Annotated in this window: 21 protein-coding genes and 1 tRNA gene; 9 read left to right on the top strand and 13 right to left on the bottom strand. The window is 61.9% G+C overall.

The genetic code is table 11. From position 1 onward, the window contains the following. Positions 1–562 precede the first annotated feature (562 nt). Positions 563–4,543, top strand: a complete 3,981-nt coding sequence (locus tag BG455_RS04190) for a PAS domain S-box protein (RefSeq protein ID WP_071468701.1) — start codon at positions 563–565, stop codon at positions 4,541–4,543. Between the two features lie 107 nt (positions 4,544–4,650). Beyond that, positions 4,651–5,322 (top strand): DUF3047 domain-containing protein, encoded by a 672-nt coding sequence (locus tag BG455_RS04185; RefSeq protein WP_111361159.1) that lies wholly within the window; start codon positions 4,651–4,653, stop codon positions 5,320–5,322. 18 nt (positions 5,323–5,340) lie between these two features. Here BG455_RS04185 and BG455_RS04180 read toward each other — a convergent pair whose 3' ends face one another. Genes BG455_RS04180 through BG455_RS04170 form a run of 3 tightly spaced genes read right to left on the bottom strand, consistent with a single transcriptional unit; the run spans position 5,341 to position 8,623 of the window. After that, on the bottom strand, positions 5,341–6,237 hold the full coding sequence (locus tag BG455_RS04180) for a lysylphosphatidylglycerol synthase transmembrane domain-containing protein (RefSeq protein WP_071468700.1): 897 nt from the start codon (positions 6,235–6,237) through the stop codon (positions 5,341–5,343). Beyond that, on the bottom strand, positions 6,234–7,853 hold the full coding sequence (locus BG455_RS04175) for a sulfatase-like hydrolase/transferase (RefSeq protein ID WP_071468699.1): 1,620 nt from the start codon (positions 7,851–7,853) through the stop codon (positions 6,234–6,236). Before BG455_RS04175 ends, BG455_RS04180 begins: the two co-directional genes overlap by 4 nt. After that, positions 7,850–8,623: a CDP-alcohol phosphatidyltransferase family protein gene (locus tag BG455_RS04170; protein ID WP_245735464.1), complete on the bottom strand. Its 774-nt coding sequence runs from the start codon at positions 8,621–8,623 to the stop codon at positions 7,850–7,852. Before BG455_RS04170 ends, BG455_RS04175 begins: the two co-directional genes overlap by 4 nt. A 138-nt stretch (positions 8,624–8,761) precedes the next feature. Here BG455_RS04170 and BG455_RS04165 point away from each other — a divergent pair, with 138 nt between their 5' ends. Beyond that, complete coding sequence (locus BG455_RS04165) at positions 8,762–9,319, top strand: cytochrome b (RefSeq protein WP_071468698.1); 558 nt, start codon at positions 8,762–8,764, stop codon at positions 9,317–9,319. Continuing rightward, positions 9,316–11,772 (top strand): glucans biosynthesis glucosyltransferase MdoH, encoded by a 2,457-nt coding sequence (mdoH, locus tag BG455_RS04160; RefSeq protein WP_071468697.1) that lies wholly within the window; start codon positions 9,316–9,318, stop codon positions 11,770–11,772. The genes BG455_RS04165 and mdoH overlap by 4 nt, the downstream gene beginning before the upstream one ends. 95 nt (positions 11,773–11,867) lie before the next feature. On the opposite strand, the gene BG455_RS04155 is transcribed toward mdoH, so the two are convergent. After that, complete coding sequence (locus BG455_RS04155) at positions 11,868–12,968, bottom strand: sensor histidine kinase (protein WP_143079874.1); 1,101 nt, start codon at positions 12,966–12,968, stop codon at positions 11,868–11,870. 389 nt (positions 12,969–13,357) lie between these two features. Here BG455_RS04155 and BG455_RS04150 point away from each other — a divergent pair, with 389 nt between their 5' ends. Beyond that, on the top strand, positions 13,358–13,759 hold the full coding sequence (locus tag BG455_RS04150; RefSeq protein WP_071468695.1) for a DUF883 family protein: 402 nt from the start codon (positions 13,358–13,360) through the stop codon (positions 13,757–13,759). Beyond that, complete coding sequence (locus BG455_RS04145; protein WP_071468694.1) at positions 13,759–14,148, top strand: hypothetical protein; 390 nt, start codon at positions 13,759–13,761, stop codon at positions 14,146–14,148. Before BG455_RS04150 ends, BG455_RS04145 begins: the two co-directional genes overlap by 1 nt. A 178-nt stretch (positions 14,149–14,326) precedes the next feature. On the opposite strand, the gene BG455_RS04140 is transcribed toward BG455_RS04145, so the two are convergent. The 5 genes from BG455_RS04140 to BG455_RS04120 are packed head-to-tail and all read right to left on the bottom strand — an operon-like array spanning position 14,327 to position 18,902. Then, on the bottom strand, positions 14,327–15,712 hold the full coding sequence (locus BG455_RS04140) for a ferredoxin reductase family protein (protein ID WP_084386120.1): 1,386 nt from the start codon (positions 15,710–15,712) through the stop codon (positions 14,327–14,329). A 60-nt stretch (positions 15,713–15,772) separates the two neighbouring features. Next, positions 15,773–16,282: a DUF2231 domain-containing protein gene (locus tag BG455_RS04135; RefSeq protein WP_071468693.1), complete on the bottom strand. Its 510-nt coding sequence runs from the start codon at positions 16,280–16,282 to the stop codon at positions 15,773–15,775. A gap of 37 nt (positions 16,283–16,319) precedes the next feature. Further along, positions 16,320–18,047, bottom strand: a complete 1,728-nt coding sequence (locus tag BG455_RS04130) for a sensor histidine kinase (protein ID WP_071468692.1) — start codon at positions 18,045–18,047, stop codon at positions 16,320–16,322. A gap of 25 nt (positions 18,048–18,072) precedes the next feature. Further along, the gene (locus tag BG455_RS04125) at positions 18,073–18,651 is read right to left on the bottom strand and encodes an RNA polymerase sigma factor (protein WP_071468691.1); all 579 of its coding nucleotides are present in this window, start codon (positions 18,649–18,651) and stop codon (positions 18,073–18,075) included. Further along, positions 18,648–18,902, bottom strand: coding sequence for a NepR family anti-sigma factor (locus tag BG455_RS04120; protein WP_071468690.1), 255 nt, complete (start codon positions 18,900–18,902; stop codon positions 18,648–18,650). Before BG455_RS04120 ends, BG455_RS04125 begins: the two co-directional genes overlap by 4 nt. Before the next feature lie 139 nt (positions 18,903–19,041). Between BG455_RS04120 and BG455_RS04115 the strand changes: the two genes are divergently transcribed. The 3 genes from BG455_RS04115 (at position 19,042) to BG455_RS04105 (ending at position 20,735) form a co-directional block, all read left to right on the top strand. After that, entirely contained in the window at positions 19,042–19,836 is a 795-nt protein-coding gene (locus BG455_RS04115) for a response regulator (protein WP_071468767.1), read from the top strand. A gap of 153 nt (positions 19,837–19,989) precedes the next feature. Further along, positions 19,990–20,163 carry a DUF1328 domain-containing protein gene (locus tag BG455_RS04110; RefSeq protein ID WP_071468689.1) on the top strand — a complete coding sequence of 58 codons (174 nt, stop codon included), beginning with the start codon at positions 19,990–19,992 and terminating at the stop codon, positions 20,161–20,163. 65 nt (positions 20,164–20,228) lie between these two features. Continuing rightward, positions 20,229–20,735, top strand: coding sequence for a DUF2383 domain-containing protein (locus tag BG455_RS04105; protein WP_071468688.1), 507 nt, complete (start codon positions 20,229–20,231; stop codon positions 20,733–20,735). Positions 20,736–20,795: 60 nt separating this feature from the next. Here BG455_RS04105 and BG455_RS04100 read toward each other — a convergent pair whose 3' ends face one another. The 4 genes from BG455_RS04100 to BG455_RS04085 form a co-directional block, all read right to left on the bottom strand. Then, positions 20,796–23,183 (bottom strand): FtsX-like permease family protein, encoded by a 2,388-nt coding sequence (locus BG455_RS04100; protein WP_071468687.1) that lies wholly within the window; start codon positions 23,181–23,183, stop codon positions 20,796–20,798. Then, positions 23,180–23,848 (bottom strand): ABC transporter ATP-binding protein, encoded by a 669-nt coding sequence (locus BG455_RS04095; protein WP_071468686.1) that lies wholly within the window; start codon positions 23,846–23,848, stop codon positions 23,180–23,182. Before BG455_RS04095 ends, BG455_RS04100 begins: the two co-directional genes overlap by 4 nt. A gap of 128 nt (positions 23,849–23,976) precedes the next feature. Then, the gene (gene ppk2 / locus BG455_RS04090; protein ID WP_342742037.1) at positions 23,977–24,876 is read right to left on the bottom strand and encodes a polyphosphate kinase 2; all 900 of its coding nucleotides are present in this window, start codon (positions 24,874–24,876) and stop codon (positions 23,977–23,979) included. 64 nt (positions 24,877–24,940) lie between these two features. Then, positions 24,941–25,014, bottom strand: a tRNA-Gly gene (locus tag BG455_RS04085). Between the last annotated feature and the right edge of the window lies 1 nt (position 25,015).

Genomic DNA, 25,015 nt, shown 5'->3' with positions numbered 1-25,015 from the left:
GATTGCAAATTCAAGGGGCAGAGATTTTTCGCCTGAAATCAGGGCCGAAACGGCCCGATGGGCAGAAATTCAAAAGCGGCCGTCCCTACCGCGCAGCCTGCGGCACACTCGAAAACCCTGTGAAAACAGGCGCAGTTGTCTGGTGCAAAGCGGGTAATTAAAACAGCCGCCGACAATTCGGCGCCATGCTGCCTTTTTAATAGCGGCAGAACCTGTGACTTGGAATTTTTTAAAAGCGCAACTGACACTAACGTTTGCGCAGCATATGCGTTCCCGTCTTATTAAAATAATATTCCGTTACTTGTGAAAATCACATTTTGGTACTTATCCGATGTTTCGAGACAACGCCTCATCCCATACCTTTGCTGATGCTGTCAGATGCCATGCGCCACGGGCTATGGCACCGATTGCAGCACTGCCACGCAACGCCTCGGGCAGTTTACAATGTTTTAGGGATTGTGAGATATAGGATTGTGCAGGTAACTTTCGGTCTGGGCTTTGGGAAATCGCGCCGAAAGGGGGGTGTTGTGGGCGGCACAAAACATATTTGCGCGGGGGGGACATGGTAGGCCCGACCAATCTGGACACCGCCGCCCTATCTGCTGTGGGCCCGCAGATTATCCAGCTTCATGCGCGTGTGATCGACATGCTCAGCGATCTGATCCGCACGCCGCTGTCCCAGACAGATGCCGCGATAGAGCGGGTTTTGTCACAACTCGCCCGCCTTAGCGATATGGACCGCGCGTATCTGGTGCGCCTGCGCCGCACCCCCGAGGGGGAGCGGATCGACACCACACATATATGGCACCAGAACAGTGGCGCGGACGGGGCGCGCGCCTCGCCCGATAGGCTGCTGCCTGCCGTCATCCCCCTTTTGCGCGCGCGGTTCGACACAGATACCCCTGTCGAGATACCCGATGTCGGTGCCCTGCCGCCGTCTGCGCCCGAAAAGCGGCATCTTGCGGCGCAGGGCATACAGGCGATGCTGGCTTTGCCAATGCAGGCCGGTGGCCGATGCGCGGGCTTTATCGGGTTCGATTCCGCCTGCCCGCGCGCGGCCTTCCACAGTGACACTGTGCAGATGTTCAAAACCGTGGCCGATGCCGTGGGCAATTTGCTGGCGCGGGTCGATGCGGAAACCGAAATCGCGCAGACGCGCGACTCGCTTGCGGCTGCGCGCAACAGGTTGCAGGCCACCTTGGACGCAGTGCCGGACCTGATTTTGGAAGTGGATTCGCAGGGCCGCTATCGCAGTGTTCATACCAGCGATCCCGGCCAGATGATGCTGCCCGAAGACGCGTTGTTGGGCCGCAAGGATGAAGACCTGATGCCCCCCGAAATCGTGGCCCTGAACCGGCGCGCAATGTCCGAGGCATTGGCGAATGGCGTGTCTGGCCCCCACCCGTTCGACATAGAAACGCCGCGTGGGCGGCGTCGATATGCCCTTACTGTTGCCACGCGCAAATCCGACAAGCCCGGAGAGGCACCGGGTTTTGTGTTCATTTCGCGTGACGTGACAGATGAATGGCGCCTTCAACGCGAGCGGGAGCGGATGAGCCTGATCGCGCAGCACATGACCAATCTGGTGCTTATTGCCGATACCAAGCAACGCATCGAATGGATCAACCCCGCATTCGAGGCGCGCACCGGCTGGAAACTGGCGGATCTGCGCGGCAGACGCCCCCAAGACGTCTCGCGCGGCAGGCATACGGATGCACTGACATCAGAGCGGATTGACCGCGCCATTGCCGCCTTGCAGCCCGTGCGCGAAGAAATTCTGAATTACACCCGCGATGGTGTGCCTTATTGGGTAGATGTGCAGCTTTACCCGCTGCACGCGTGTGACGGGCAGCATGTGGGCTTCGTCTCGATCGAAACCGATATTACCGACAGGAAAAGGCAGGAAACAGCACTTCAGCGGCTTGCGCATGACGCCAATGAGGCCCGCGCAAGGCTGGAAATGGCGGTCGAGGCGCTGCCCGATGCATTTGCCTATTACGATGCCGATAACCGGCTGGTTTTGTGCAATCAACGCCACCGCGATCTGTATCCCGCAGCCGAAGCGGGCACCTGCACCAAGGCCCCTGTCGCGCTGATACCCGATGGCGCGGGGCCACAGCCAACGGATGCGCAGGCCACCACACATACGCGGATGGCGGGGGGGCGGTGGTTGCGGGTGATCGAACACGCCACCCCCGATGGGGGCCGTGTTGCCATGGAACTCGACATTACCGAGTTGAAAGAGGCAGAGCGCCGACAGGCCGACATCATCCATGGGGCGCAGGCCGGAACATGGGAATGGAACCTTCTGACCGACACAAATCTTATCAATCCGCGCTGGGCCGAAATTATCGGCTACACACCAGAGGAAATTGCACCGGCAGATATTCACGTCTGGCGCAGGCTGGTTCACCCTGACGATCTTGCCGCCGCCGAACGCGAGCTTGCCAAAGTATTCTCCAGAGAGATTGACCGCTTTGAATATGAAAAGCGCATGCGTCACAAGGCAGGCCATTGGGTCTGGGTTTTGTCGCGTGGCCGTGTCGCCCGCTGGACGCCGGAAGGGACGCCCGAACTTATGGCGGGTGTGCATATCGACATAACCGCGCTGAAGCGCGCGGAAGAGCGTCTGGAACAGATTATTGACGCCGCCTCGGCGGGGATATGGGAATTTGATGTGCTGACCGGCACACAAGATGTGAATGACCGTTGGGCAGAGATGCTGGGCTATACCCGCGCCGAACTGTCGGTCCAGCCCAATTTCGGGTTCCAATCCCTGATGCATCCTGACGATTTCGCGCTGATGGAAGCGCAGCGCGACCAGTCCCTGTCCATGGGATGCGAAACATTCGGACATGAAATCCGCATGCGCCACCGTGACGGGCATTGGGTATGGATCTTGTCGCGCGGGCGGGTTGTCGCCCGCGATGAGGCAGGACAAGCGCTGAAAGTGGCGGGCATCCATCTTGATATCACCGAACGCAAGCGACTGGAATCGCAGCTGGTGGTCGAGCGGGATTATCTGGCCCGCCTGATGGACACGTCCGCATCAGGGATCGCGGCACTGGATGACAAGGGCCGCATCATCTTTGCCAATCGAGAGGCAGAATGCATTCTGGGCCGCGGGGTGGACAGCATGCAGGACATGCCATGGAACCTGCCCGACTTGCAAATTCAGGCGCTGGATGGTGGCCCGTTCGACCTTGCAGCGCTTCCGTTCGCGCGGGCCATCGCCGAAAAGCAGATCGTGCGCGATGTCCGCTTTGCTATCATCCGGCCGGACGGTACGCGCCGCGCGCTGTCGGTCAATGCCGCGCCCATCACCGCCGAAGAATTGCAGGTGCGCGTCGTCGTGTCGATCAGCGACATCACCGCGCAAGCCGCCACCGAGGATGAGTTGCGCGTCACCGCCCAACAGGCAGAGGCCGCCAATCAGGCAAAATCGCGCTTTCTTGCGAATATGAGCCATGAAATCCGCACGCCGTTGAATGGGGTGCTGGGCATGGTGCAAATTCTGGAAGATGAATTGTCAGACCCGATGCACAAGCGCATGCTGGGCATCATCCGCGATTCCGGCGAAACGCTGCTTAGCATCCTGAATGATCTGCTGGACATGTCCAAGATCGAGGCAGGCAAGCTGACATTGGAGAAGGTGGCCTTCGCCCCGTCAGATATCGCCACCCGCATCGAGACTATGCACAAGCTGGTTGCTGTGGGCAAAGGGCTGGAGTTTGACCTTTGCCTGGGGCCGGACACGCATCTGTTGCGCAGTGGCGACCCTAACCGCCTTAGCCAGATCCTGCATAATCTGGTGGGGAATGCGGTGAAATTTACCGAAAAAGGGTCTGTCAAAGTTGCGCTGGCCATCTCGACCGATGGCCAGCTTGACATCAGCGTGCGTGACACAGGCATCGGGATGAGCCTTGAGCAACAGGCCCGCATGTTCGAGGATTTCGAACAGGCAGATGGCACAGTCACCCGCCGCTTTGGTGGCACCGGCCTTGGCATGTCGATTGTGCGGCGGCTGATCGGGCTGATGGGCGGGCAGATTTCGGTCGAAAGTGCCTTGGGGCAGGGGACCACTGTGCATGTCCGTCTGCCACTGCCGCGCACAACCCACTGCGCCGAACAGGAACAGGCAGGGGCCGAAACCTCGCTTCAGGGGATGCGTGTGCTGGTGGCCGATGACAATGCCACGAATATGCTGATCCTGAAATCAATGCTGTCCAGCCTTGGGGTAGAGGCGGTTTCGGTCAGCGATGGCCGCGCCGCCGTCGAGGCGTGGGAGCCACAGCGCTTTGACGCGGTCTTGCTGGACATCTCGATGCCGGAACTGGACGGGATCAGCGCCTTGGCGCGCATCCGCGCGCGTGCCGCCGCCCAAGGCGGCCCCATGACACCGGCGCTGGCAATCTCTGCCAATGCCATGACGCATCAGGTGGCCGAATATATCGCGGCGGGGTTCAGTGCGCATGTGGCAAAGCCCTTCAAACGCGCCGATCTGCAAGCCGCGCTGTCGGCGGTTATTGCCGCGCGTGTCTGACAGCGCCGATGCGCGGCGGCAATGTCGCGGCCTTGTGAAGGCCGCGTTTGAAACTTCGCATCCCCGCCCCCCGTATCCATGATAGGATCACCACAGTTGGAGGTAACATGGCCGTTTCACGCAGAGTATTCCTGACAGGTTCCGCAACCGCATTTGGTGCATATGCGGTGTTGCCCGGTGTGGCGCATGCCAATACCGTGGCTTTCGATACGCAATGGGACCACCTGACATTCCGCAGGCTGTCGCCCAACCGTTTCGAGCTGCGCCAGAGCACTCTGACCGTCATCTCGGAAGGGACATCTTCCATCCTCTACCGCATTCTGCCCCCTGCCTTGCGCGGCCAGACCAGCGCATCCTGGACATGGGAGGTGGAAAGCTCGGCCCCGCCCTCGGATTTGTCGCAGATCGGCAATGATGACAGGAATCTTGGGGTGTTCTTTGTCAGCATGCCCGAACAGGATGCAGCGGGCGTGCGCGAGGGGACCAGTATTTCGCGCCTGTTGCGCAACCGCTCGGCGCGGGTGCTGATGTATACTTGGGGCGGCAACCAGCCGCCGGGCACGGTTGTGCCCAGCCCGCATGCGCCTGACAGGCTGCGCAATCTGATCACGCGGCGGCCCGAAACGGGGCGCTTCTCGGAAACGGTGGATCTGACGCGCGATTTCCCGCGCGTGTTCAACACCCCGCTAGAACGGTTGGTGGCAGTGGCCGTCTCGTCCAACAGCGAGAATACGCCCACCCGCGTGGTGGCCCATGTGCGCAACCTGACACTGGGGTAGCGTTGTCATTTGGGCGGCTTACTTGCCCTGCACTTCGGGCGCAGAGGCGTGGCGCGTGCGCCAGGCGTAAAGTGCCCAAGGCACGGCCCCAAGCAGTGCCGCGCCAGCAACCGCCGCCCCAAAGACCACACTGGCCGCAACAGCGGACTGCGCAGCGATGCCCACAAGGGGCCATAGCAGCGCCGCCGCCCCTTCGCGCAGGCCCCAGCCATTCAGCGTAACAGGTACAAGCATGACCATCAGCGTCAGGGGCAGAATGAAAATCGCCACCTCGAACGGCACGCTTATGCCGACCGCGCGTGCCGCTGCCCAGAAGCCAAACAGGTTGCAGGCCAAAATCGCAATGCTCAGCCCCAGTTGCGCAGGCCAGACTTGGCGCGCGAACCACGCAAGGCGCAGCGCCTTCACCAGCTTTGGCACAATCCGCCCCAGCGCATAGGCCGCAGCACCTAGCGCCAGCATGCCCCCCGCCAGCGCCAGCCCCACCGCCGCGCCATACCACAGGCCCACCCCGAGAATGGCCGTCAACGCCAAGGCAATCTGCCCCGCCAGCCGTTCAATCACCACAGTTGCCGCCGCCATCTGCCAGCCGCGCACATGGCGCATGCGCAACACGCGCCCCAGATCGCCCAGCACGCCACCGGGCAGAAAGGTGTTTACCAAAACCGACAGCCCGTATTCGCTAAGCGCATGGCCGCGCGTCAGGGGCAGGCCCAAGGCCCGCGCCGTGACGCGCCAGCGCAGCGCCGAAAGCGGAATTTGCACACTAAGCGCAAGGCAGGCAAGCGCGAACCACAGCCCCGATGCGGCCTGCAAATCTGCAACAATATCGCCCGCCCCGAACTGCCACAGCACGGCTGCAAGCAAACCCATCGACGCCAGCGCGCGCGCCAAAACCTTGATGCGCGCACTCATGGCGCGCCGGTGCTCAGCCGGTCCAGCAGCAGATCGCGCAAGCGGTCTATGCGCAGCGCAGGCAGATCAGGGGCGGGCAGCATGCCTTCGGTCCAGCCAATCTCGGCAAAGCGGCTGACCAGATCTTCGGGGCCGATAATGTGAACCGGCACATCAAACCCCTGCACACCAGAGACAAAACGCGCGGGTTCATGGTCGCCCAGCATGACGATCAGCGGCGGGTTATCGGCATGGCGTGCCGCCCATGCGCCCACAGTCTGAAGGCTGTAATCCACCGCCAGCCGGAACTGGTCGCGCACACGGTCATGGTCGCGCCAGACCACTTCGGGCGGATCACCGGACAGCGCCCATTGGTTAAAGATGGTGCCATCGCCAATCTGGTCCCAGTCCACCAGTTCAGGGATCGGCACCCAAGGCGCGTGCGACGACACAAGCGCCACCTGCACCACCTGCGCGCCGCGCGCGGGGTGGTCGCGCTCCAGCCTGTCCAGCGCATGCAGGGTAAACTGGTCAGGCATGGTCACCCAGTTAAAGGGTTCCCCCTCATACCCCAGATCGGCAGCATTATAGACCGCGTCAAAGCCGAAATAATCGCCTTCCGGCCAAGGGAAGATATGCGCGGGTTTTATCGCCACTGTGCGCAAGCCTGCCTCTTGCGCGAAATGGAACAGGGTCTGGCGCGGGCTGGCCAGCAGGGCGCGGTAGCGGCCTTGCGTGTTCAGCCACATGCCCGACGCGACTGATCCGTGCGTCAACCAGCTTTGCCCCCCCACCATCGGCGCGCTCGCCCAGCCTGACCGCATGGACAGGCCGCGCGCGCGCAGATCATCCTCAATCGCGTGCAGGGTGGCAGTATGGGTTGGCACATATAACGGATTCTCGAAACTCGACCGGCCATAGCTTTCGACATAAAGCAGGATCAGATCGCGCCCCTCCAGCCGGTCCAGCAAGGGGCCAGCGCCGCGCATCGGGTCTTGCAGGGCCGCTTTGCGGAAGGCCGCGATGTCGGCGCGGGTGTCGCGGAACTGCTCTACCCGTTCAATGCCCACCCGCGCGGTAAAGGCTGCGCCCGGAAGGGCTGCGCGCACGGTTTCTGGCAAGCTCCATGCGCGTCTGGCCTGCCCGATTTCCGCGATGGCCGCTGCCGCAGCGGGCACCAGCAGAATGGCCGCCCCCACGCGCGCCAAGCGGGGCACAGGCAGGGCGGCCCAGACCCCTGTTGCCCACCACAGCGCAGCGATCAGCGCCGCGAAGGCCACCAGCGCGCCCCCTGCCGCCAGCGTGGCCAGTGGCAGGCCAATACTGCCTTGCAGCAATGTCCAGCCCGCATGCACAAGGCCAAGGTCCACCAGCAGGTTGAACCCGCGATTGAACGCGATGAACGTGCCGAAATCGGCCAGTTTCAGCAGCACGATCACACCGAGTGTGCCCACCAGTGCTGCGCGAAACCCGTAGCCAAGCGCACCCCGCCCCAGCAGCACAAGTGCCGCAAGGATAACGGGCAGTTCCAGCGGGAACAGCCGCAGCGCGCCCCATGTCATTGCTTGCGGGTGGTTGGGCTGGATCAGCACCAGAAACAAGACGACGCTCGCCAGCACCACCCGCACAAGCGTCATTGCACGCGCCCATGCTGCTGGAACTGCCACCGGATATCGACCGCGAAAGACAAAATCATCACCGATAGCAGCACGCCCGCGATCCCTGTTGACAGCGGCGGCACGACAATCGGGGCCAGCAGGGCGACTTGCACAATCATTTGCATCGCGGCCATGCATTTGCGCCAATAGGCGTCGGGCAAGGGGATGCGCAAGGCAGCCCAGAACAGGCTGGCGCCAAGATAGGCAGGGCGCAGCACCCCCAGCGCGACAAACCACAGCCCCGCCTTGTCGGCCTGCCATGCCAGCAGTGCCAGCACCGTGGCAAAGGCCACATCCGATTCCACATCGAACCGCGCGCCGAATTCCGACCGCAGCCCGCTGCGCCGCGCAAGCCACCCGTCCAGCCCGTCCAGCGCAAGCGTCAGGGCCGCAAGCCCGACCAAGGCCCAGCCCAGTGTGCCAAGCGCATTGGGCACAAAGACCAGCCCCGCCAGAATGCATATTCCTGCCCCGCGCGTGGCGGTCACCACATTGCACCATCCCAGCCGGTCATGCGGATAGGCACCTCGCCACAGCGCCGCCACCATGGCCGCCCCGCCCAAAGCCAGCATCAACGCGGTCGCCACGGCGGCATCGCGCGGCATGGGCGCGCCGCCAAACTCTGCCAGATTATAGCTTAGCCAAATTGCCATCGGGCCAAGCACCGCCAATGTGCCTAGCGCCTGCACCATCACAGCGCGCGACGGGCTGCTTGGGGCAAGTTTGGTTTGGGTTGGAATATGTGTCATCCCCGTCATCTTAGTGCACATGCCCAAAGGTCAATCCATATCGCTCAAAACACACGGTTTGATGATAGACAAGCGAACTTGCCTTGCGCGGATATGCACTATTGTCTAGCGCATAGGCTTTCGTGACAGGATATAGCCATGGACGCTCGGACGATTGAATATAAGAAACTTTCAGGCACCACGCGCCTGCTGCATTGGGTCAGTGCGGTTCTGATTGTGGCGATGATCCCGATCGGGGTGATCATGCAGCAAGAAGGTTTGGCGCGCCCCACCCAAGACCTGATGTTCATCCTGCACAAGAATGGCGGGGTGATTGTGTTGCTTTTGGTGGTCTTGCGGCTGATATGGCGCGCGGCCTATCCGGCACCGCCCCTGCCTGCGCATATGCCCAAATGGCAGGTAAAAGCCGCGTCCGGCGTGCAATGGGGCCTGTATGGCATGCTGATCGTGATGGCGCTTAGCGGGTATATCCGTGTGCGCGCGGGCGGGTTTCCGGTCGAGATGCTGGATGCGCTGAATGTGCCGGCAATGGTGCCACGCTCTGACGCGCTGGCCGAAACGGCGCAGACCATCCATTCCAATGCGCGCTTTGTTCTGGTGGCGCTGATACTGGTGCATGTGGGCGCGGCGCTGCGCCACGCAGTTGCGCGCGACGGGGTGTTCAGCCGCATCTGGCCGCCTGTGGGGCGCGGATGACCCATGCGCTGACCCCCCAACGCCGAAGACACATTTTTGTGACTTCGGCCCTGACAGCGGGCCTTGGCGGGTTGCTGGTTCTGGGGCTTGACCTTGGGGCCACGCATCCGGCGCTGTCGGCGTTGGTGACGGTTTTGTTCCTGATCAACAGCTATATGCTGATTTCTGCCGCCGGAGTGGCGCTTGCAGGTGTCGCACGCGCGCCTGCGCGCGCGCCGCAGACCCTGCCGCCCGCAGATCGCTGCGCGGTCTTGTGGCTGCTTTGCGCAGAGCCGCCAGAGGCCGTGTCCAGCAGGATTGCCGCATTCTGCGATGCGCTGGATCATGCAGGGCAGGGGGCCAATACGCAGGTTTTCGTGTTGTCCGACACAACCGACCCGCAGGCTTTGGCGCGGGAACAGGCAGCGTTTCGGCCTTTGGACGCGCGGATCACCTACCGCGCACGCACAGCACCTGTCGGGCGCAAGCCGGGCAATTTGCATGACTGGTTGACCCGGTATGGCGCAGGGTTTGACACAATGCTGGTGCTGGACGCCGATAGCAGCTTCACTCTGGCGCGCCTGACAGATTTGCGCCATCGCATGGCGGCAGACCCGGAACTGGGGCTGATCCAGTCGGCCATCAGCCTGCGGCCTGCGAATACGCGCTTTGGGCATATGCAGCGCTTGTCCTCGCGGCTGTCGGGGCCGGTTTTTGCCACGGGGCTGGCACGCCTGAGCGGGGATGCGGGCAATTACTGGGGGCATAACGCGCTGCTGCGCGTGCGCGCCTTCCGGCAAGTCGCGGCCTTGCCGCATCTGTCGGGGCCGCCGCCTTTTGGCGGGCCTGTGCTAAGCCATGACTTCATCGAAGCGGCCTATTTGCGCCGCGCAGGCTGGAAAGTGGTTATCGATCCCGATGCGCGCGGCAGTTTCGAGGATGCGCCCGAAACCCTTGCCGCCCATCTGCGCCGCGACCGGCGTTGGTCGCAAGGCAATCTGCAACATCTGCGTCTGCTTGGCGTGGCAGGCTTGCACCCGTCCAGCCGCCTGCACCTGATGGCGGGCATTCAATCCTATCTTTCGGCCCCGATCTGGCTGTTGCTGGTGGTGCTGACCGGCTCTGGCGCGGTGCATGCAACGGCGGCGGTGATTGTGCCGCTTCTGGGTGTGCTGGCGGCCTTGCTGGTGCCGAAACTGGCCGCGCTGCTGGCGCGCCGCGATTTGCGGCGCCATCACTGGCGCCGCCGCATTGTGCTGCGCGCGCTGTGGCGCGAGCTTGCCTTGACCACCCTGTTTGCCCCCATCAGCATGGTGCGGCGCACGGGGTTTGTGCTGTCCGTGCTGTCGGGGCGGGCGCAAGGCTGGGTGCCCTCTGGTCTGGCGGCCAAAGCCCCGCGCCTGCAAGGGCTGGCCGAAGTGGGGGTCGGGCTGGTCATTGTGGCGATTGTCACCTTGCCGCAAGCGCTGATCAGCTCTTATCAGGCGGCGCAAATGTCGGGGCTGCTGGTCATGCCGGTGGCGTTGCCGCTTCTGTTTGCGCCGTTTCTGTATCGGTGGTTCGACCATGCCGCGCCGCGACATTCTGTTGCCGCCTATTATGACGCCAGCACCCGCCGGTTTCTGAATATGGGCGGCAGCGGGGCCGCGCTTGCCATCCATCGCCCGCTTTGGGCTGATGGGGTCAGCAGTGTCGAACAGGCCTCTGGGCATGTGAACGACCTGATCGCCGAGGCGGCAGAAACCACGCTGGGCCGCGCGCCTGTGAGCGTGCGCGATATGGGCTGCGGCGTGGGCGGCACGCTGTTCCACCTGGCACAGCGCTGGCCCGAGGCGGAACTTTGCGGCATTACCATCAGCGATGAACAGGTCAGGATCGCCCAACAGGTGGCGGCTGCGCGCGGGCTTGCGCCGCGCTGCACCTTCATCCGGTCTGATTTCACCCTGCCCATGACCCTGCCCGCAGCAGAGTTGGTCATTGCGGTGGAAAGCCATGTACATGCGCGCAGCGCGGCGCAATTTCTTGCCGCGGCGCGGCGGCATGTGCTGCCCGGTGGCGTGTTGGTGGTGGTCGATGACATGCTGGCCCGGCCAGAGCACGCCCTACCCCCTCTTGATGCCGCGCGCGTGAAAGCCTTTCGCAGGGGCTGGCGTCTGGGCCATGTGCCTGCCCGCAGCGACCTTGTCAGCGTGGCGGCAGAGACGGGTTTTGAAGCGGTGCAGAGCCGCGATCTGACCCCGCTGTTGAAACTGAACCGTCTGCGCGACCATGCGCTGCGTGTTGTCGGGCCTGCTGCGGACAGGCTGGGGCTGGCGCAGATGCCGCTATTTGGCAATATGATCGGCGGCAACGCCCTGACGGAAGGCTACCGTGCCGGTGTGATGCGCTATACATTGATGGTTTTGCAGCGGCGTGAAACCGGCCAATCTGCCAGTTGCACATTGCCACAGGCGAGTTCCGAAATCTCGGCATGATCCTGTGTCGCGTGTGGCTGGGGCGCAGCGCCAACCCGTGACACATTTGCCCCTCGCGCAAGGGCCGACAGGTCACAGCCCGCAGTGTCACTGCGCTAGCCGGTTTGCTGCAAAGTGCCCGTCTGTGCGTTTGGCTGCCGCCCTGTCTCTGCCGCCTCTGCTTGCGCCGCCCCCGATCCGGCAGTTGAGGAGATGCAAAAGCGCAGATGCGCGACCGTGCCGCCAGCAGCGCCGGTGCGCAATGTCAAATCCCCGTCAAGCGATGTGGCGAACTGGCTTGCCACAGACAGGCCAAGACTGTCGGTCTGCGCCAGATCAAACCCCTCTGGCAGGCCGGGGCCATTGTCGCGCAGCTCCAGCGTGGCAAAAATCTGTCCATCTGCCTCTTCACAGCCCAGCAGCACGTCAATGGCAATCCTGCGGTCCAGCTGCGCGCCATGTTCAATCGAATTCATCATCAACTCGCTGGCAATCAGGCCAAGCGGCACTGCCACATCATTGGGCACGACCAGCGAGGCGGCCTTGATCGACAGATCCACCGGCTTGCCCAGTTTTGCGACATCCAGCGTGTCCTGCAACACTTCGCGCAGATATTCGGCGGCATCGACATGTTGCATGTCCACCGAATGCAGGCGGCGTTGCAACCGCGAGATCGACTTGATCCGCGCCTGAGAGGCGGACAATGCGCGCCGCGCGCCCTCATCCTTGGTTTTGGCCGTTTGCAACCGCAGCAGCGCCACGATGGTGGCCAGATTGTTGGACACCCGATGCTGCAACTCCGAGAACATCAGGCTGCGCGATTGCGCCACGTCATTTGCCTTGAGCCGCGCAAGGTTCAATTCGCGCAGCGCCCAGATTGCAGCAGTGATGAACAGCACATCGGTTGTGGTGATCAGGACATAAAAGCCGATCGCAAGAACCGCCCCGAGTGTCAGGCCGAATTGCCCCACAGGGGCAATGAACCAGAACCACGCAATCATCCCGCAGACCAGCGCCACGACAATGCCACACCGCACCGAGGCAAAGACCAGCGACAACATGACCGCAGGAAAAAAGGTCAGAAAGGGAAAGCCCGGTGGCAACACGTCATCCAGCGCGAACCGCAGCGAGGTTGCGATCGTAATGGCCCAAAGGCCGAAGATCACCTGATATTTCAAGCTGCGCTGCGCCATCAAGGCGGCGCTCAGTCCATTCATGAACTTTCCAAAATACCCGCGCGATTGAAAAACGGTCGTATCTGTGTCGGGACGCAAGCGACTTCCTGTCTTGAAGGGGCGCACTCCCCCCGAAAGGGTGTGAAATGTGCCTTTTTTATCCACAACTGCCCAAAGCGTGCCGCATATTCCGGTAAGAGGCAAGAGGTTTGTCCCCGCGCCGTTACGGCAGCTTGGGTTCCGGCAAGAAATTGCAGGCTTTGGAACCGCCGCGCATTTGAAGAGTTACATAACTTCTAGATGTATTCGGCACAAAGGCGTTTGCGCGGCATCCTTTCAAAGCGGCCTGTTGGCCAAGTAAGCTGACCCGCCAGACGCCCCACACATCATCACATACAGCGCGCCGGACAGGTGCGCGAACAGGAGTTATCATGGCGCGACAATCACCTCAGAATTCGGACACGGATATCAGCGCAAAAGCCGCGCAGGCCAAGGATAATGCCGCGCGCACCGCCCAAGATGTCGAGGAGCTGGCGGAACTGACCTATGACGAGCTGCGCGAGCAGCTTGAGCTTGTGAAAAACGACCTTGCCGAACTGACATCGGCGGTGAAACGGGCAGGGCAGCAAACCGCCCGCCACGCCGCAAGAACAGCGCGCCGCAGCGGACGCAGGGCGGTCGAGACAGCGGGCGAAGGCTATGACTATGCCGCCGATCAGGTGGAAGATGTCCTTGGAACCGCCGAAGATTTCGCCAAGGAGCGCCCGGCCCTTGCCTTGGGCCTTGCGGCGGGTGCGGGGTTCTTGCTGGCACTGGTCATGCAGCGCCGCTGATGCTGGTCCCATACCAACAGATCAGGCGCAAGCTGCATTGGCAGATGCGCCAGATTGTCATGGCAGCACTGGGGGCGGCCTTTCTGCTGGCAGGGGGCGGCTTCCTTGTTGCGGCGGGCTGGATGGTTATTGCGCAAGAGTTTTCGCCACTTGTCGCAAATCTGGCCTGCGGCGCGATCCTAAGTGGCGTGGGCCTGATTGTGCTGGCCGCGCGCGGGCGGGGCGCGCCGGAAATCCCCACCATCGACCAGCAGTTGCGCGCGAATGCGGCGCGGGGTGAGCATTACCAACCGAAAGGAGAGTTTCCCGCATTGATGGAAGCGTTCCTGTTCGGGGTCAGTGTCTATACCCAAGTCAGGAACCGCAAGCGCGAGCGCCCGCGCAAATAGCGGCAAGGGCTGCGTCGCCGCGCGATGCAGCCCTGCTTTGTTGCGGTCAGCGATGCGCCGCCAGTCTTTCGCCAAATCTTGCACCACTCACACTGCGGAAAGCGCCAGCAGCGCGGCCAAAGCTATGGCCAGCACAGTCAGGAAAATTGCGAAAAACAGGGCGAGTTTCGGGCGCATCTCAGACCAGCTCGAAGATTTCGTAATCGATATGGCGGGGTTTGACACCAAGATCATGCAACTCGTGGCGCAGGGCCTGCACCATCGGCCCCGGCCCGCATAGCAGATGCGGCCATCTGCGCGTATCGGCGGGCAGATGCTGGATCAGCGTCTCGCGGTTGACGCGGCCTTGCGCGCCCTGCCACCCCTCTGGCGGGGTTTCGATGACATGCACAAGCGTCAGGTTCAGGCGTCTTTTCATCGCGTCCAGTTCCTCGCGGAAGCTGGCCTCTTCCCATGTCGGGTTGGCATAGATCAATATAACAGGGCGCGTGTCGCCGCGCGCGTCCAGCGCATGCAGGTTGGCCAGAATGGGCGTGATCCCCACACCGCCTGCAATCATCACCAGACCGGGGGCTTTCGCCATACGGTCGATCGAGAAGGCCCCATAAGGCCCATCCACATAAGCCCGCGCGCCCACAGGCGTTTGCGCCAGTTCTGCGGAATGATCGCCCAGCGGCTTGATCGAGAAGGCCAGATTCGGGCCTTTCTCGGGGGCGGTGGAAATGGTGAAAGGATGCTCGACCAGCGAATAGGGCGAGCGGTCTATCTTCAGCCAAGCAAATTGTCCCGGCTTCCAGCGATGCAGCGCGCGGCCTTCGGGTTCCAATTCCAGCGTATGCACGCCGCCGCGCTCTGCAGTGTTGGACACCACGCGCCACGGGTTGCGCGCCGAGAACCACGGCCGGATCAGATGTGTATAGACCAGCACCGCCACAAACCCGAATGTCACCCCCAGCCATAGCGCGCGCTTGGCGGGCGTGTCGGTCAGATTGCCCACGCCCAGCACATGGGCAGTGGCGGCAATCATGCCAGATATCGCCAGCCCCAGATGCAGCCTGCGCCACCATTCATGGCGCAGATGCAGGCGTTTGCGAAATTCCGATGTGACAATCAGTGCCAGAAAACAGCCCAAACCCACGCGCCCTGCGGTTAATTCCCAGCGCGCCTCCAGCGGGTTGAGGACACCAAGCGCGGGTTGGTGGAACACATAAAGCAGGCCAAAATGCCCCAGCATCAGCGCCACTGCGCCCCAGCTGAGATAGCGATGCGCCAGATAGACAATATCGGCCCCGAACGGATGCGTGATCCAGCGCAAGCGCCCTGTCAGCGCGAATTGCAGCGCCGCCAGCGCCATTGCGCCAAACCCCAGACCCATGCTGAAATTCCATATTCCCCCGCCAGTGGGGGCAGGCCCTGCATAATGCAACACCGCAAAAGGCGCGACCACCGCGCCCGCGCCCAGCACCAAAAGGGCTGTTGCATGGATCACCACGTCAAACGGGCGATCTGCGGCGGGCTGGTGGGCGCGGGCCACGCGGGTTGTGGGTTTGGACGGTGCCTTCATCGTTTTTTAACGGGCGGGGGGACGGATCGGTTCCACAAAACCTGACACGGCGCCGGAGTGTCAGGGCTTGGTTTGTGGCATTTTGGTGCCGATCTGATAGTCAAAGACCAGTTTCCCCCCATGCCAGCCCGTGGCCGCCGTCAGCCCCGCTGCCACTGCGGACAAGATCAGCCCCAAGGGCAAAACCGCGCCTTCATAATCCCCGATGCGATAGGCCCAGTTGGTTCCCAGTATCGACAGCAACATGACCGCCAGAATGAAATGCGTCCAACTGGCAGAGCGGTTGCGAATGCCCCGCACCAACAGCAATTCAACTGTCCCTGTAACCCCTGCAACCACGCCCAGCAGAAATGCGCCGAAGGCCGCCCACCCTGCGGCGCGCGCCCAGAACGCATCTCCTGTCCACCAATACAAAAGGTCTGCGCCAAAGACCGACATTGTCAGCGCAATGGGAAAGGCCACCAGCATGGCATGCAGCGGATGCCCCGCCAATGCGATGCGCGACTCGGTCGCATGCAGGGCGCGGTGTTCGTCAACCGGGTCGTCCAACTTGATCTGCGGGTCTGACATGGGCTGTGCCTTTCGGCCAAACGTATTGGGGCACGGGTTATGCCTGTGCGTGCGGTGCGGTGTCATTCAAACCGGAATCGCCCAGACGCAGGCGCAATTCCCAGCCATGGCCTTGGTCATCCTGCACCCTGCCGCTTTCAAATTCGGCATGCATCTGTAGGGCAAACGCCGTCATCAACTCTTGTCCCAACCCGTAGGCCACGCTTCCGGTTCCCGCATCGGCAAGCGAATTGCGCACCTGCAAATCTGCATATCCGTCGCGTGCGCGGAAACTGATGGTCAGGCGCGGGGGCGTATCGGGCTGCGGGGCTTGGGCATGTTTCAACGCGTTTGTCAGCGCCTCGGCGAATAAAAGCGCGGTCGGGATGATTTTGTCAGGCGGCAGGATAACAGGTTCAAACTCTGTCTTCACATCAATTTCGGCCTGTTCGGACCGCGCAAGGGCCAGTGTCTCGCGCAAGATCGTTTCAAGGAAATCTGTCGCATTCGTGTAAGAGAGGCGGTCTTGTTCATACAGCTTGCGATGGATCGAGGCCAGCGAGCGGACGCGCGCCTGAACCCCTTGCAAAATGCAGCGCGCCTCTGTGTCGGTCACTCGGCGTAATTGCAGGTTCAGGATCGAGCCGATGAGTTGCAGATTATTCTTAACCCGATGGTGAACCTCTTTCAGCAAGACTGTCTTCTCGCGCAAGGCATCTTCGCGCTCGTCTTCGTCGCGCCGGATCAGACGCGCCATTTTGGTGAAGGTCGAGTCAATCTCGCGCAGTTCGGTCGGGGCTTCTTCGGGCAGGCGCTGGAATTCGGCGCGATTGCCAAGGGCGAAGCGCCGCAACTGCCTGTTGATCTGGCGCAGATGCCGCACGACCATATAATGCACAGCAAACATCACCACCGCGACCGAGGCCAGCCACATCAGCAATGGAAAACCGACGCGCCAGTAATTGAACTCGCGCAGATTGCTGGATTGCGCGGCATTCCAGCTGCCAAGGACGTATAATTGCCCCGGCATCAGTTCTGCTATGGTGAACAGCCGCTTGTCCCCGCCATAGCTGGGGGCCGTAAAGACACCCTCGCGCTGGTTGATGATCCGTTCCAGCATCTCTGGTTCCGGCAGGAAATCGTCAGCATCCGGGGTGTCGGAACTGGTCAGCGTCTGGCCACGGTTGTTGACAAGGTAAGAGATGCGCGGCGAGTTTTCGTTATCCGGTGCCGTTGCGATCATATCGAAACTTCTGCGAGAGATCGAGATCGAGAGGAAGCCAAGCAAGGTGTCCTCCTCGAATACAGGGCGGTTGATCAGCACAACAGGGCGGCCGGTAATCGCCCCCGAGGGCTGAAAACTGAATGACGCCCTTGGGTTTTGGACGGATTCGGCAAAAGTCGGGCTTGCGCTGAAATCGACAGGCTCCCCCTCTGAGATGCAGGTCATCAGCCCATCGACCCCGATAAAGCCTGCAAAAGCATAAAACGCTGAATCTGCGATAAAATTTGCCAGAAAGGCAGAACAGGCGGCTGTGTTTTCCAACCTGTCAACAACCAGCTGCGATAGAGTATCTGACGCCAGCATGGCACTTTCAAGCAAGGCGCGCTGGCCGGTCACTGTCTCGACGGTGCGGGTAATCAGGCGCGATTCAGATGCGGCCTTTCGCGCCTGCCATGTCTCCAACTCTGAATAGATGGCAATAGAGCCCAGTGGCGCAAGCGCGAGAGTCAGCAAGATCGCAAGGCGTGTCGCCAGACGGTTGCTGATTTCAGGCAATGTCAAATAGCGCCGCTTGATGGCTACACCCTCAGAATATTGTCGGGGCCGCGGCCATGACGGCTGCAACAGAACTGTCGGTCGGATCAATCTGTTCTGCCTGATCGAGATGCAGAATTTCGGCCAAAGCTTTGCGCCCGCGATTGGCGCGGCTTTTGATTGTTCCGGGGGCGCAGCCACAGGTTTCGGCAGCTTCCTCGACCGAGAAGCCCAAAGCCCCCACAAGAAGCAACGCTTCGCGCTGCTCGACAGGCAGGGTGCGCATTGCATCATTCAATTCTTGCAGGGCCAGACGGCCGTCATGGTCGGGCTTGGAGGCCAGCTTGGCGGCAAAGCTACCTGTGCTGTCAGACACTTCCTTGGCGCGTTTGCGCTGCTGTGACAAAAACGCATTGCGCAAAATGGTAAACAGCCACGCGCGCAGATTGGTGCCTTGCTTGAACTGGTCAAACTTGCTCCAGGCTTTCAGCACTGTATCCTGCACAAGATCATCCGCGCTGGACACATTTCCTGTCAGCCCGCGCGCGAAGGCGCGCAAGGCGGGCAAGTGCGTGACAATCTCATTACGCGGATCGGCAGCAGGCGCGGGCGCCTTTTTTTCCGTGGTCATTCGTCACCTGACTTTTTCTGAGCGTCTTTCTCTCGCAGCGCATTCAGAAGGGAAGTCAGGCTAGGGGGCAGGGCTTCGGACGTGGTGTCGGAGTAAAGCCGTTTCAGGTTCTCATCGATTTGTTGCGCCACCGATGGCGAAATCGCATTGGAATCGGGGTCGTCCTTACCACTCATTATCATCATTTCGCCAAAGGCTCCAACTTCTCTAAACCTGACATGATCCTGCCGGATGCGCAAGGCAGCGCTCATGGCTGCATCAGGGAACCAAACGCAGAGTTATGTGTTTTGGTTCCTTGAAACATTAAATGGTTACCCGAAGACGTCAGAATTCCCTGATTGTCACATGAAAAGATGGTACTACTTCATGCACACACCCTTGGGAGAGAACATGTCAACATCTTTGCAGATTGCAAAACAACTGCCCTATCTGCGCCGGTATGCGCGCGCCCTGACCGGATCACAGCAATCGGGTGACAGTTACGCAGCCGCAACGCTGGAAGCAATCTTGCAAGATCGCAGTCTGCTGGATGATGCGTTATCCCCCAAACTGGCGCTGTTTCAGGCATTTCATACAGTCTGGCAGACCACAGGCGCGCCCGTCGGCCTTGACCCTGTCGAGGGGATCGAGGCGCGCGCGCAATCATTGCTGGCCGAACTGACCCCAAACACGCGCGAGGCGTTGCTGCTGCGCTCGCTTGAAGATTTGTCCTATGACCAGATTGCCCAGATTATTCAGGTGCCCGTGGCCGAGGCGCAGGAACTGATCGCCATCGCCTATCACGAAATGTCGAAATCCGTGCAAGGGCATATCCAGATCATCGAGGATGAGCCGCTGATCGCGCTGGACATCAAAAGCATTGTTGCCGAAATGGGCCATAATGTGACAGGCATCGCGCGCACCCATACAGAAGCGGTTGCTTTGGGCAAACGCGAACGCCCTGATCTGATATTGGCAGATATCCATCTGGCGGACAGCTCTTCCGGGGTTGAAGCCGTGACCGAGCTGTTGGCGCAATACCCTGATATTCCTGTGATCTTCATCACCGCCTATCCCGAACGCCTGTTGACTGGCGACAAGCCGGAACCGGCATTCCTGATCACCAAACCCTTCGAGGAAGAGCAGGTGCGCTCTGCTGTGTCGCAAGCGATGTTCTTTGCCTCCACCCAGACGCTGAATGCCTGAATTTTAACCCCCGCACGAAGAAGGCCCGGCAATGCCGGGCCTTTTTTATGGGCGCTGCACTACACCCGTTTGTGCGCGGACGGAACCGAGGGGGCGGGCAAGTCGTTCTTCTTTCAATGGTCGCAGATGCGACGCACATTGAAAGGAAACACCATGCTAGGCTGGGCTCTTACTTTTCTGATCGTTGCTCTGGTTGCTGCGGCACTTGGATTCTCCGGTATCGCGGGTGCGGCATCATCGATTGCGCAAATTCTGTTCGTTGTGTTCCTTGTGCTGTTCGTGGTCGCAATGATCGCGCGCGCAGTCCGAGGGCAACCGCCGATGTGACATAACCCAAAAAGCCGGTTCTGCGGGACCGGCTTTTTCACGTTTCTACAGCGAAAGGCCAACTCATGGACCCCAAAGACATTAAACATCTGAACCCGAAAGTGGCCCCGACTGCCGGTGACCCCATCGAAACGGTGCCTGCCACACAGGAAGGCCCGGGCGATGACCCGCTGGACAAGATCGCAGAGGTGCATACCCGCGTGCTTGATACCATCGCGGGATTTGAGAAATTCTCGCAAAAAGCAGAGCCGGAGTTCAAACCTGTGTCCGACACGTTTCTTGCAACCCATAAAAAGCATGAACGCGAACTGGCCGAGTATTTGCGCAAATCAGGGCGCAACCCCGACAAGGACGGGTCATTTTTCGGAACGGTCAACAGCTCTCTCATCGAAATCCGGTCATGGTTTGAAGATGTGGATGACGATGTGATGGACCGCGTCGCAGAGGGCGAAAGACATGTGCTTGAAGGCTATGAACAGGCCCGCAATGCCAGCCAGTCCATCGAGGCAAATGCAATGCTGGCGTTTCATATCAAAGAGATCAACGCCATGATGCGGGCACATGGAACGTGATGATAGGGGGAATGCGTGCCGAGCGGCAAGCCGCGCACCAGCGCGCGCGGGATGGCACAGCTAGCGTTCATACGCAAAGACGCGCAGCAATTGCGCAGCCCCCTTACGCCACAGCCGCAGCGCGGGCACAGCGGCTGCGGCCAGTACGGCCACACTGGCCCATAGGCCCAGCCGCGCCCAATCGGCGGGAAAGACCTGCATGGGCAAGCGCCAGCCAAAAGCCTGCACATTGATGACCGACAGCAGCACTTGTGCCAGCAACACCCCCACAGGCAGGGCAAAGACCATCGTCAGCAGGCCAAGCACCAGCGCGCGCGCCAGTTCCAGCGCGGCCAGATGCCGCGGCGTCAGCCCCAGCGCCCAAAGCGGGGCCAGCTGCGCCAGCCGCATGCCCGACAGGGTGACAAGGGCTGCAAACAGTGCCAGCGCCGCAACCGACAGCGTCAGGACATTCAGCGCGCGGGTGATCAGGAAGGTCCGCTCGAATATGCTGAGCGACAGCGCCTTGGCCTGCGCCTGATCGGTGATCTGGGTGGCTGGCAGGCCGAAATCATCCTGAAGGGCGGCGATCAGGGCAGGGGCGTCCGAGGTGCGGAGGGCGAATTGGCGGATGGGGGTGTCGGGGTAGGCCGCGATAAAGCGCTCTTGCGACAGCACAGCCTGCGCCAGCGGGTTGCCGTAATCGGGGTAGGCCCCCAGAACCGGCAGGGGACCAATGCCCGGCAAGTCCAGCGTCGAGGTGCCGGGTCGTAGCCCGGCACGGCGGTAGAGTTGCTCATTGACCAGCACACCATCGCCTGCCGCCAGCCTGTCCCAGACATTGGCCACAGGGGCGATCAGGGGCCAGTTGTCGCGGAAGGTGGCGTGGTCTTTCATCGCGTAGACCTGTGCGGGCTGGCCGCCAAGTGTTGCGTCAATGCGCTGCATGGGCAGGATGGCATCGGCGCGCGGGGTGAGGAAAGCATGCAGGGCTTCGGCCTCGGACGGGCTGCGGGGCAGGACATTCACCTCGGCCACAAGGCGCAGGTCCAGCCAGTCGATAAAGGTCGCGCGGAAACTTGCGACCATTGTGCCCACCCCGATATTGGCCGAAAGAGCCAGCATCAGCGCCATAAGTGCCAGCGACAGGCGTGGCAGGTTCTGGCGGCTGTCGGCCCAGAACCATTGCGCCACAGGCCCGCGGGCCATGCGTTCAGCCACGGCCAGCAGGGCAGACAGCACCAGCGGCACGGCCAGCGCGGCTGCAAGCAGAGTTGCGGCCAGCAGGGAAAATCCGGCGACAAGCCCGCTGCCGGTCAGGGCAAGGACACCCGCCAGCCCTGCCAGCGCCAGCGCCGCCGCGCCTTGCAGGCGCATCATGCGCGCGCTGGCATGCGCCCATGCGCGGGGCTGCGCGGGGGCAAGCACAGGCATATGCCACAGCCGCCACAGCGCCTGTGCGCCTGCCAGCGCGGTGCCTGCCAGCGTCATACCCAGGCCCGCCAGCGCCCAGAGCGGGTCGAATTGCAGGCGGCCGGGAACCGGCGCGCCGTAAAGCCCGCGCAACGTCAGCGCGACGTCGGGCAGCAGGGCGGCGGCCAGCAGATAGCCCATGGCAAGCCCCGCAGCCCCTGCGACCAGCGCGAACAGCACCATTTCGCCTGCAAGGCAGGCGGTCAGATGGCGCAGCGGCAGGCCAAGGGCGCGCAGGGTGCGAAACATGGCGCGGCGCTGCTCGAAGGCCAGCCCAACCGCAGAATGCACAATGAACAGCCCCACTGCAAAGGCCAGCAGGCCAAAGGCTGTCAGGTTCAGATGGAAACTGTCGGTCAGGCCCGCAAGCTCTGCCCCGTCATCAGGGGCAATCAGGCGCAGCCCGGGGGCAAGCGTTTCCAGCGGTTGCAGCCCGTCGGGTTGGCTGGCCGCAAGGCTAAGGCGGGTGATCCAGCCATCAGCGCCCAACAGGGTTTGCGCAGTTGCGATGTCGAACAGGACTGTGCCGACCGGCACGGCCTGCGTGGCGCGCAAGGGCTGGTCTGTGGGGCCGATTTCTGCAAGCGTCTGGGGGTGGGCATAGCCAAGCCCGTTGAAAAACCCCTCCAGATCAGACGCGGCAAGGGCCGCGCCCATGCCTGCCTCGGTGCTGAGCGGGTCGATCCCCAGAACCGTGACGCGGCCTGTGCCCAAAGCCGCGCGCCCCTCGATCACAGGCGAGACATGCCAGCCCGCGCGGCGCAGGCGGGCGAATTCGGCCTGATCCATCTGGCCAGAGGCGTGTTCCAGACGCGCGGTGCCGCCATCCGACAACAGCCCCTCGGCGGTGCTATAGGCCGCGCGGGCCTCGGCATTCAGGGCCTGCACACCGGACCACAGCGCGGTTGCCAGCGCCAGCCCCACCAGCAACATGACCAGTTGCAAGGGATTGCGCCACCAATGTGAGATGAGCGCGAGAAGGGCCGCGCGCGTCATGGTGCCTCTGCAAGCTGGCCCGCCCGCAGATGCGCGCGGGCATCGCACCGCGCAGCAAGGCGGGGCGAATGGGTGACCAGCAAAAGGGCCGCCCCCGCCTCAGCGGTCAGCTGCAACATCAGGTCCAGCACCTGATCGCCTGTCGCCTCGTCCAGATTGCCGGTGGGTTCATCCGCCAGCACAAGGGCAGGGCGCGCGGCAAGGCAGCGCCCTATGGCCACGCGCTGCTGCTGCCCGCCCGAAAGCTGTTCGGGGTAGCGCTGCATCAGCCCCCCCAACCCCAGCCGCTGCGCCAGATCGGTGACGAACCCGTCATCTGCCTTGCCCGCCAGCCGCGCCTGAAACCCCAGATTGGCCGCGACACTTAGCGAGGGGATCAGGTTGAACTGCTGAAAGATCAACCCGACCTGCCCACGGCGCAAACGCGCGCGCCCCGCATCGCCCATGGCGGTCAGATCCTCTGGCCCTACAAAGATGCGGCCCGCATCGGGCTGCTCCAACCCCGCAGCAATATGCAAAAGGGTGGATTTGCCACTGCCGCTCTCGCCGGTCAGGGCCAGCGACTGGCCTGCCTCCAGCCCCAGAGAGACAGCGTTCAGCACTTCGACCCGCCCTTCGGCGGTTTCAAAGCTTTTGGTAATATCGTAAAGGGTCAGCGCTTTCATGAAGCCTCCTGTGTTGCACAGTTTAGGCGTGCGCGGTGCGATTTCCAGCGGTGTTGGGGGGCTGTCTGCCCCCCGCCATGCATGGCATGGCCCCCCCCGAGAGTATTTGGCGCAAGAAAATGGGGCCGTCAGGTGCCATCATCCCATAACTCGGCGTCCCAGATGGCGGGCGTGCCGCAGATGTTCGGGTCGGGCGCGGGGATGTTGGCGGGCTCTTTCAGCGCATAGGGCAGGGTGCCCAGCAGGTGCAGCAAGACAGCCAGCCGCGCGCGATACTTGTCTTCCGCGCGGATGACTGTCCAGGGGGCATGCGTGGTATGGGTGCGCTCGAATGTCTGGGCGATGGCATGGGTGTAGCTGTCCCATTTGCCCAACCCCTCGATATCGATGCGCGAGAGTTTCCAATGGCGCATCGGGTTGCCTTCGCGCGCCAGCAGGCGGCGCAATTGTTCGGCGCGCGAGACATTCAGCCAGATCTTGACCAGATGCACACCGTCGCCCACCAGCATGCGTTCAAATTCCGGCACTTGCTGAAAGAATCGCGCGCGCTGCTCGGGGGTGCAGAAGCCGAAGACATGTTCAATCACGGCGCGGTTGTACCACGAGCGGTCAAACAGCACCATTTCGCCCCCCGCAGGCAGGCGTTCGACATAGCGCTGGAAAAACCATTCGCGCAGCTGGCGGTCGGTGGGTTTTGGCAAGGCTTCCACCCGGACAGTGCGGGGATTGGTGACTTCGGTGATGCGGTTGATCGCGCCGGATTTACCGGCCGTGTCGCGCCCCTCGAAGATGACGATGACGCGTTGCTGCGTCTCGGCCAGCCAGTGCTGAAGTTTGGCCAGTTCGAATTGCAGCGGGGTGAGGGCGTCTTGATAGTCGGATTTGTTCATCCAGCGGTCATAGGGGTAGCTGCCGGCCAGCGTGTCGCGTTTGCGCGCCTGCTCGACCGTGCGGCGTATTTCTTCGGGGGCGTGCTGGTTGAGGAAGGCTGTTACCTTCCCGTTGAGTGGCATTGGAATTGAACTCATACGCGGACCCTCTCATGCTGACCCATGCAGCAGAAAGGCAAATAGAGCAGGATGCAAGAGATTCTGGAGCGGGCGGCGGGAATCGAACCCGCGTCATCAGCTTGGAAGGCTGAGGTCTTACCATTACACAACGCCCGCG

The sequence above is a fragment of the Roseinatronobacter thiooxidans genome, from assembly GCF_001870675.1.
GTDB classification, from domain to species: Bacteria; Pseudomonadota; Alphaproteobacteria; order Rhodobacterales; family Rhodobacteraceae; genus Roseinatronobacter; species Roseinatronobacter thiooxidans.
Note: the sequence above shows the minus strand (reverse complement) of the source record. Positions and strands in the feature narration are given on the sequence as shown.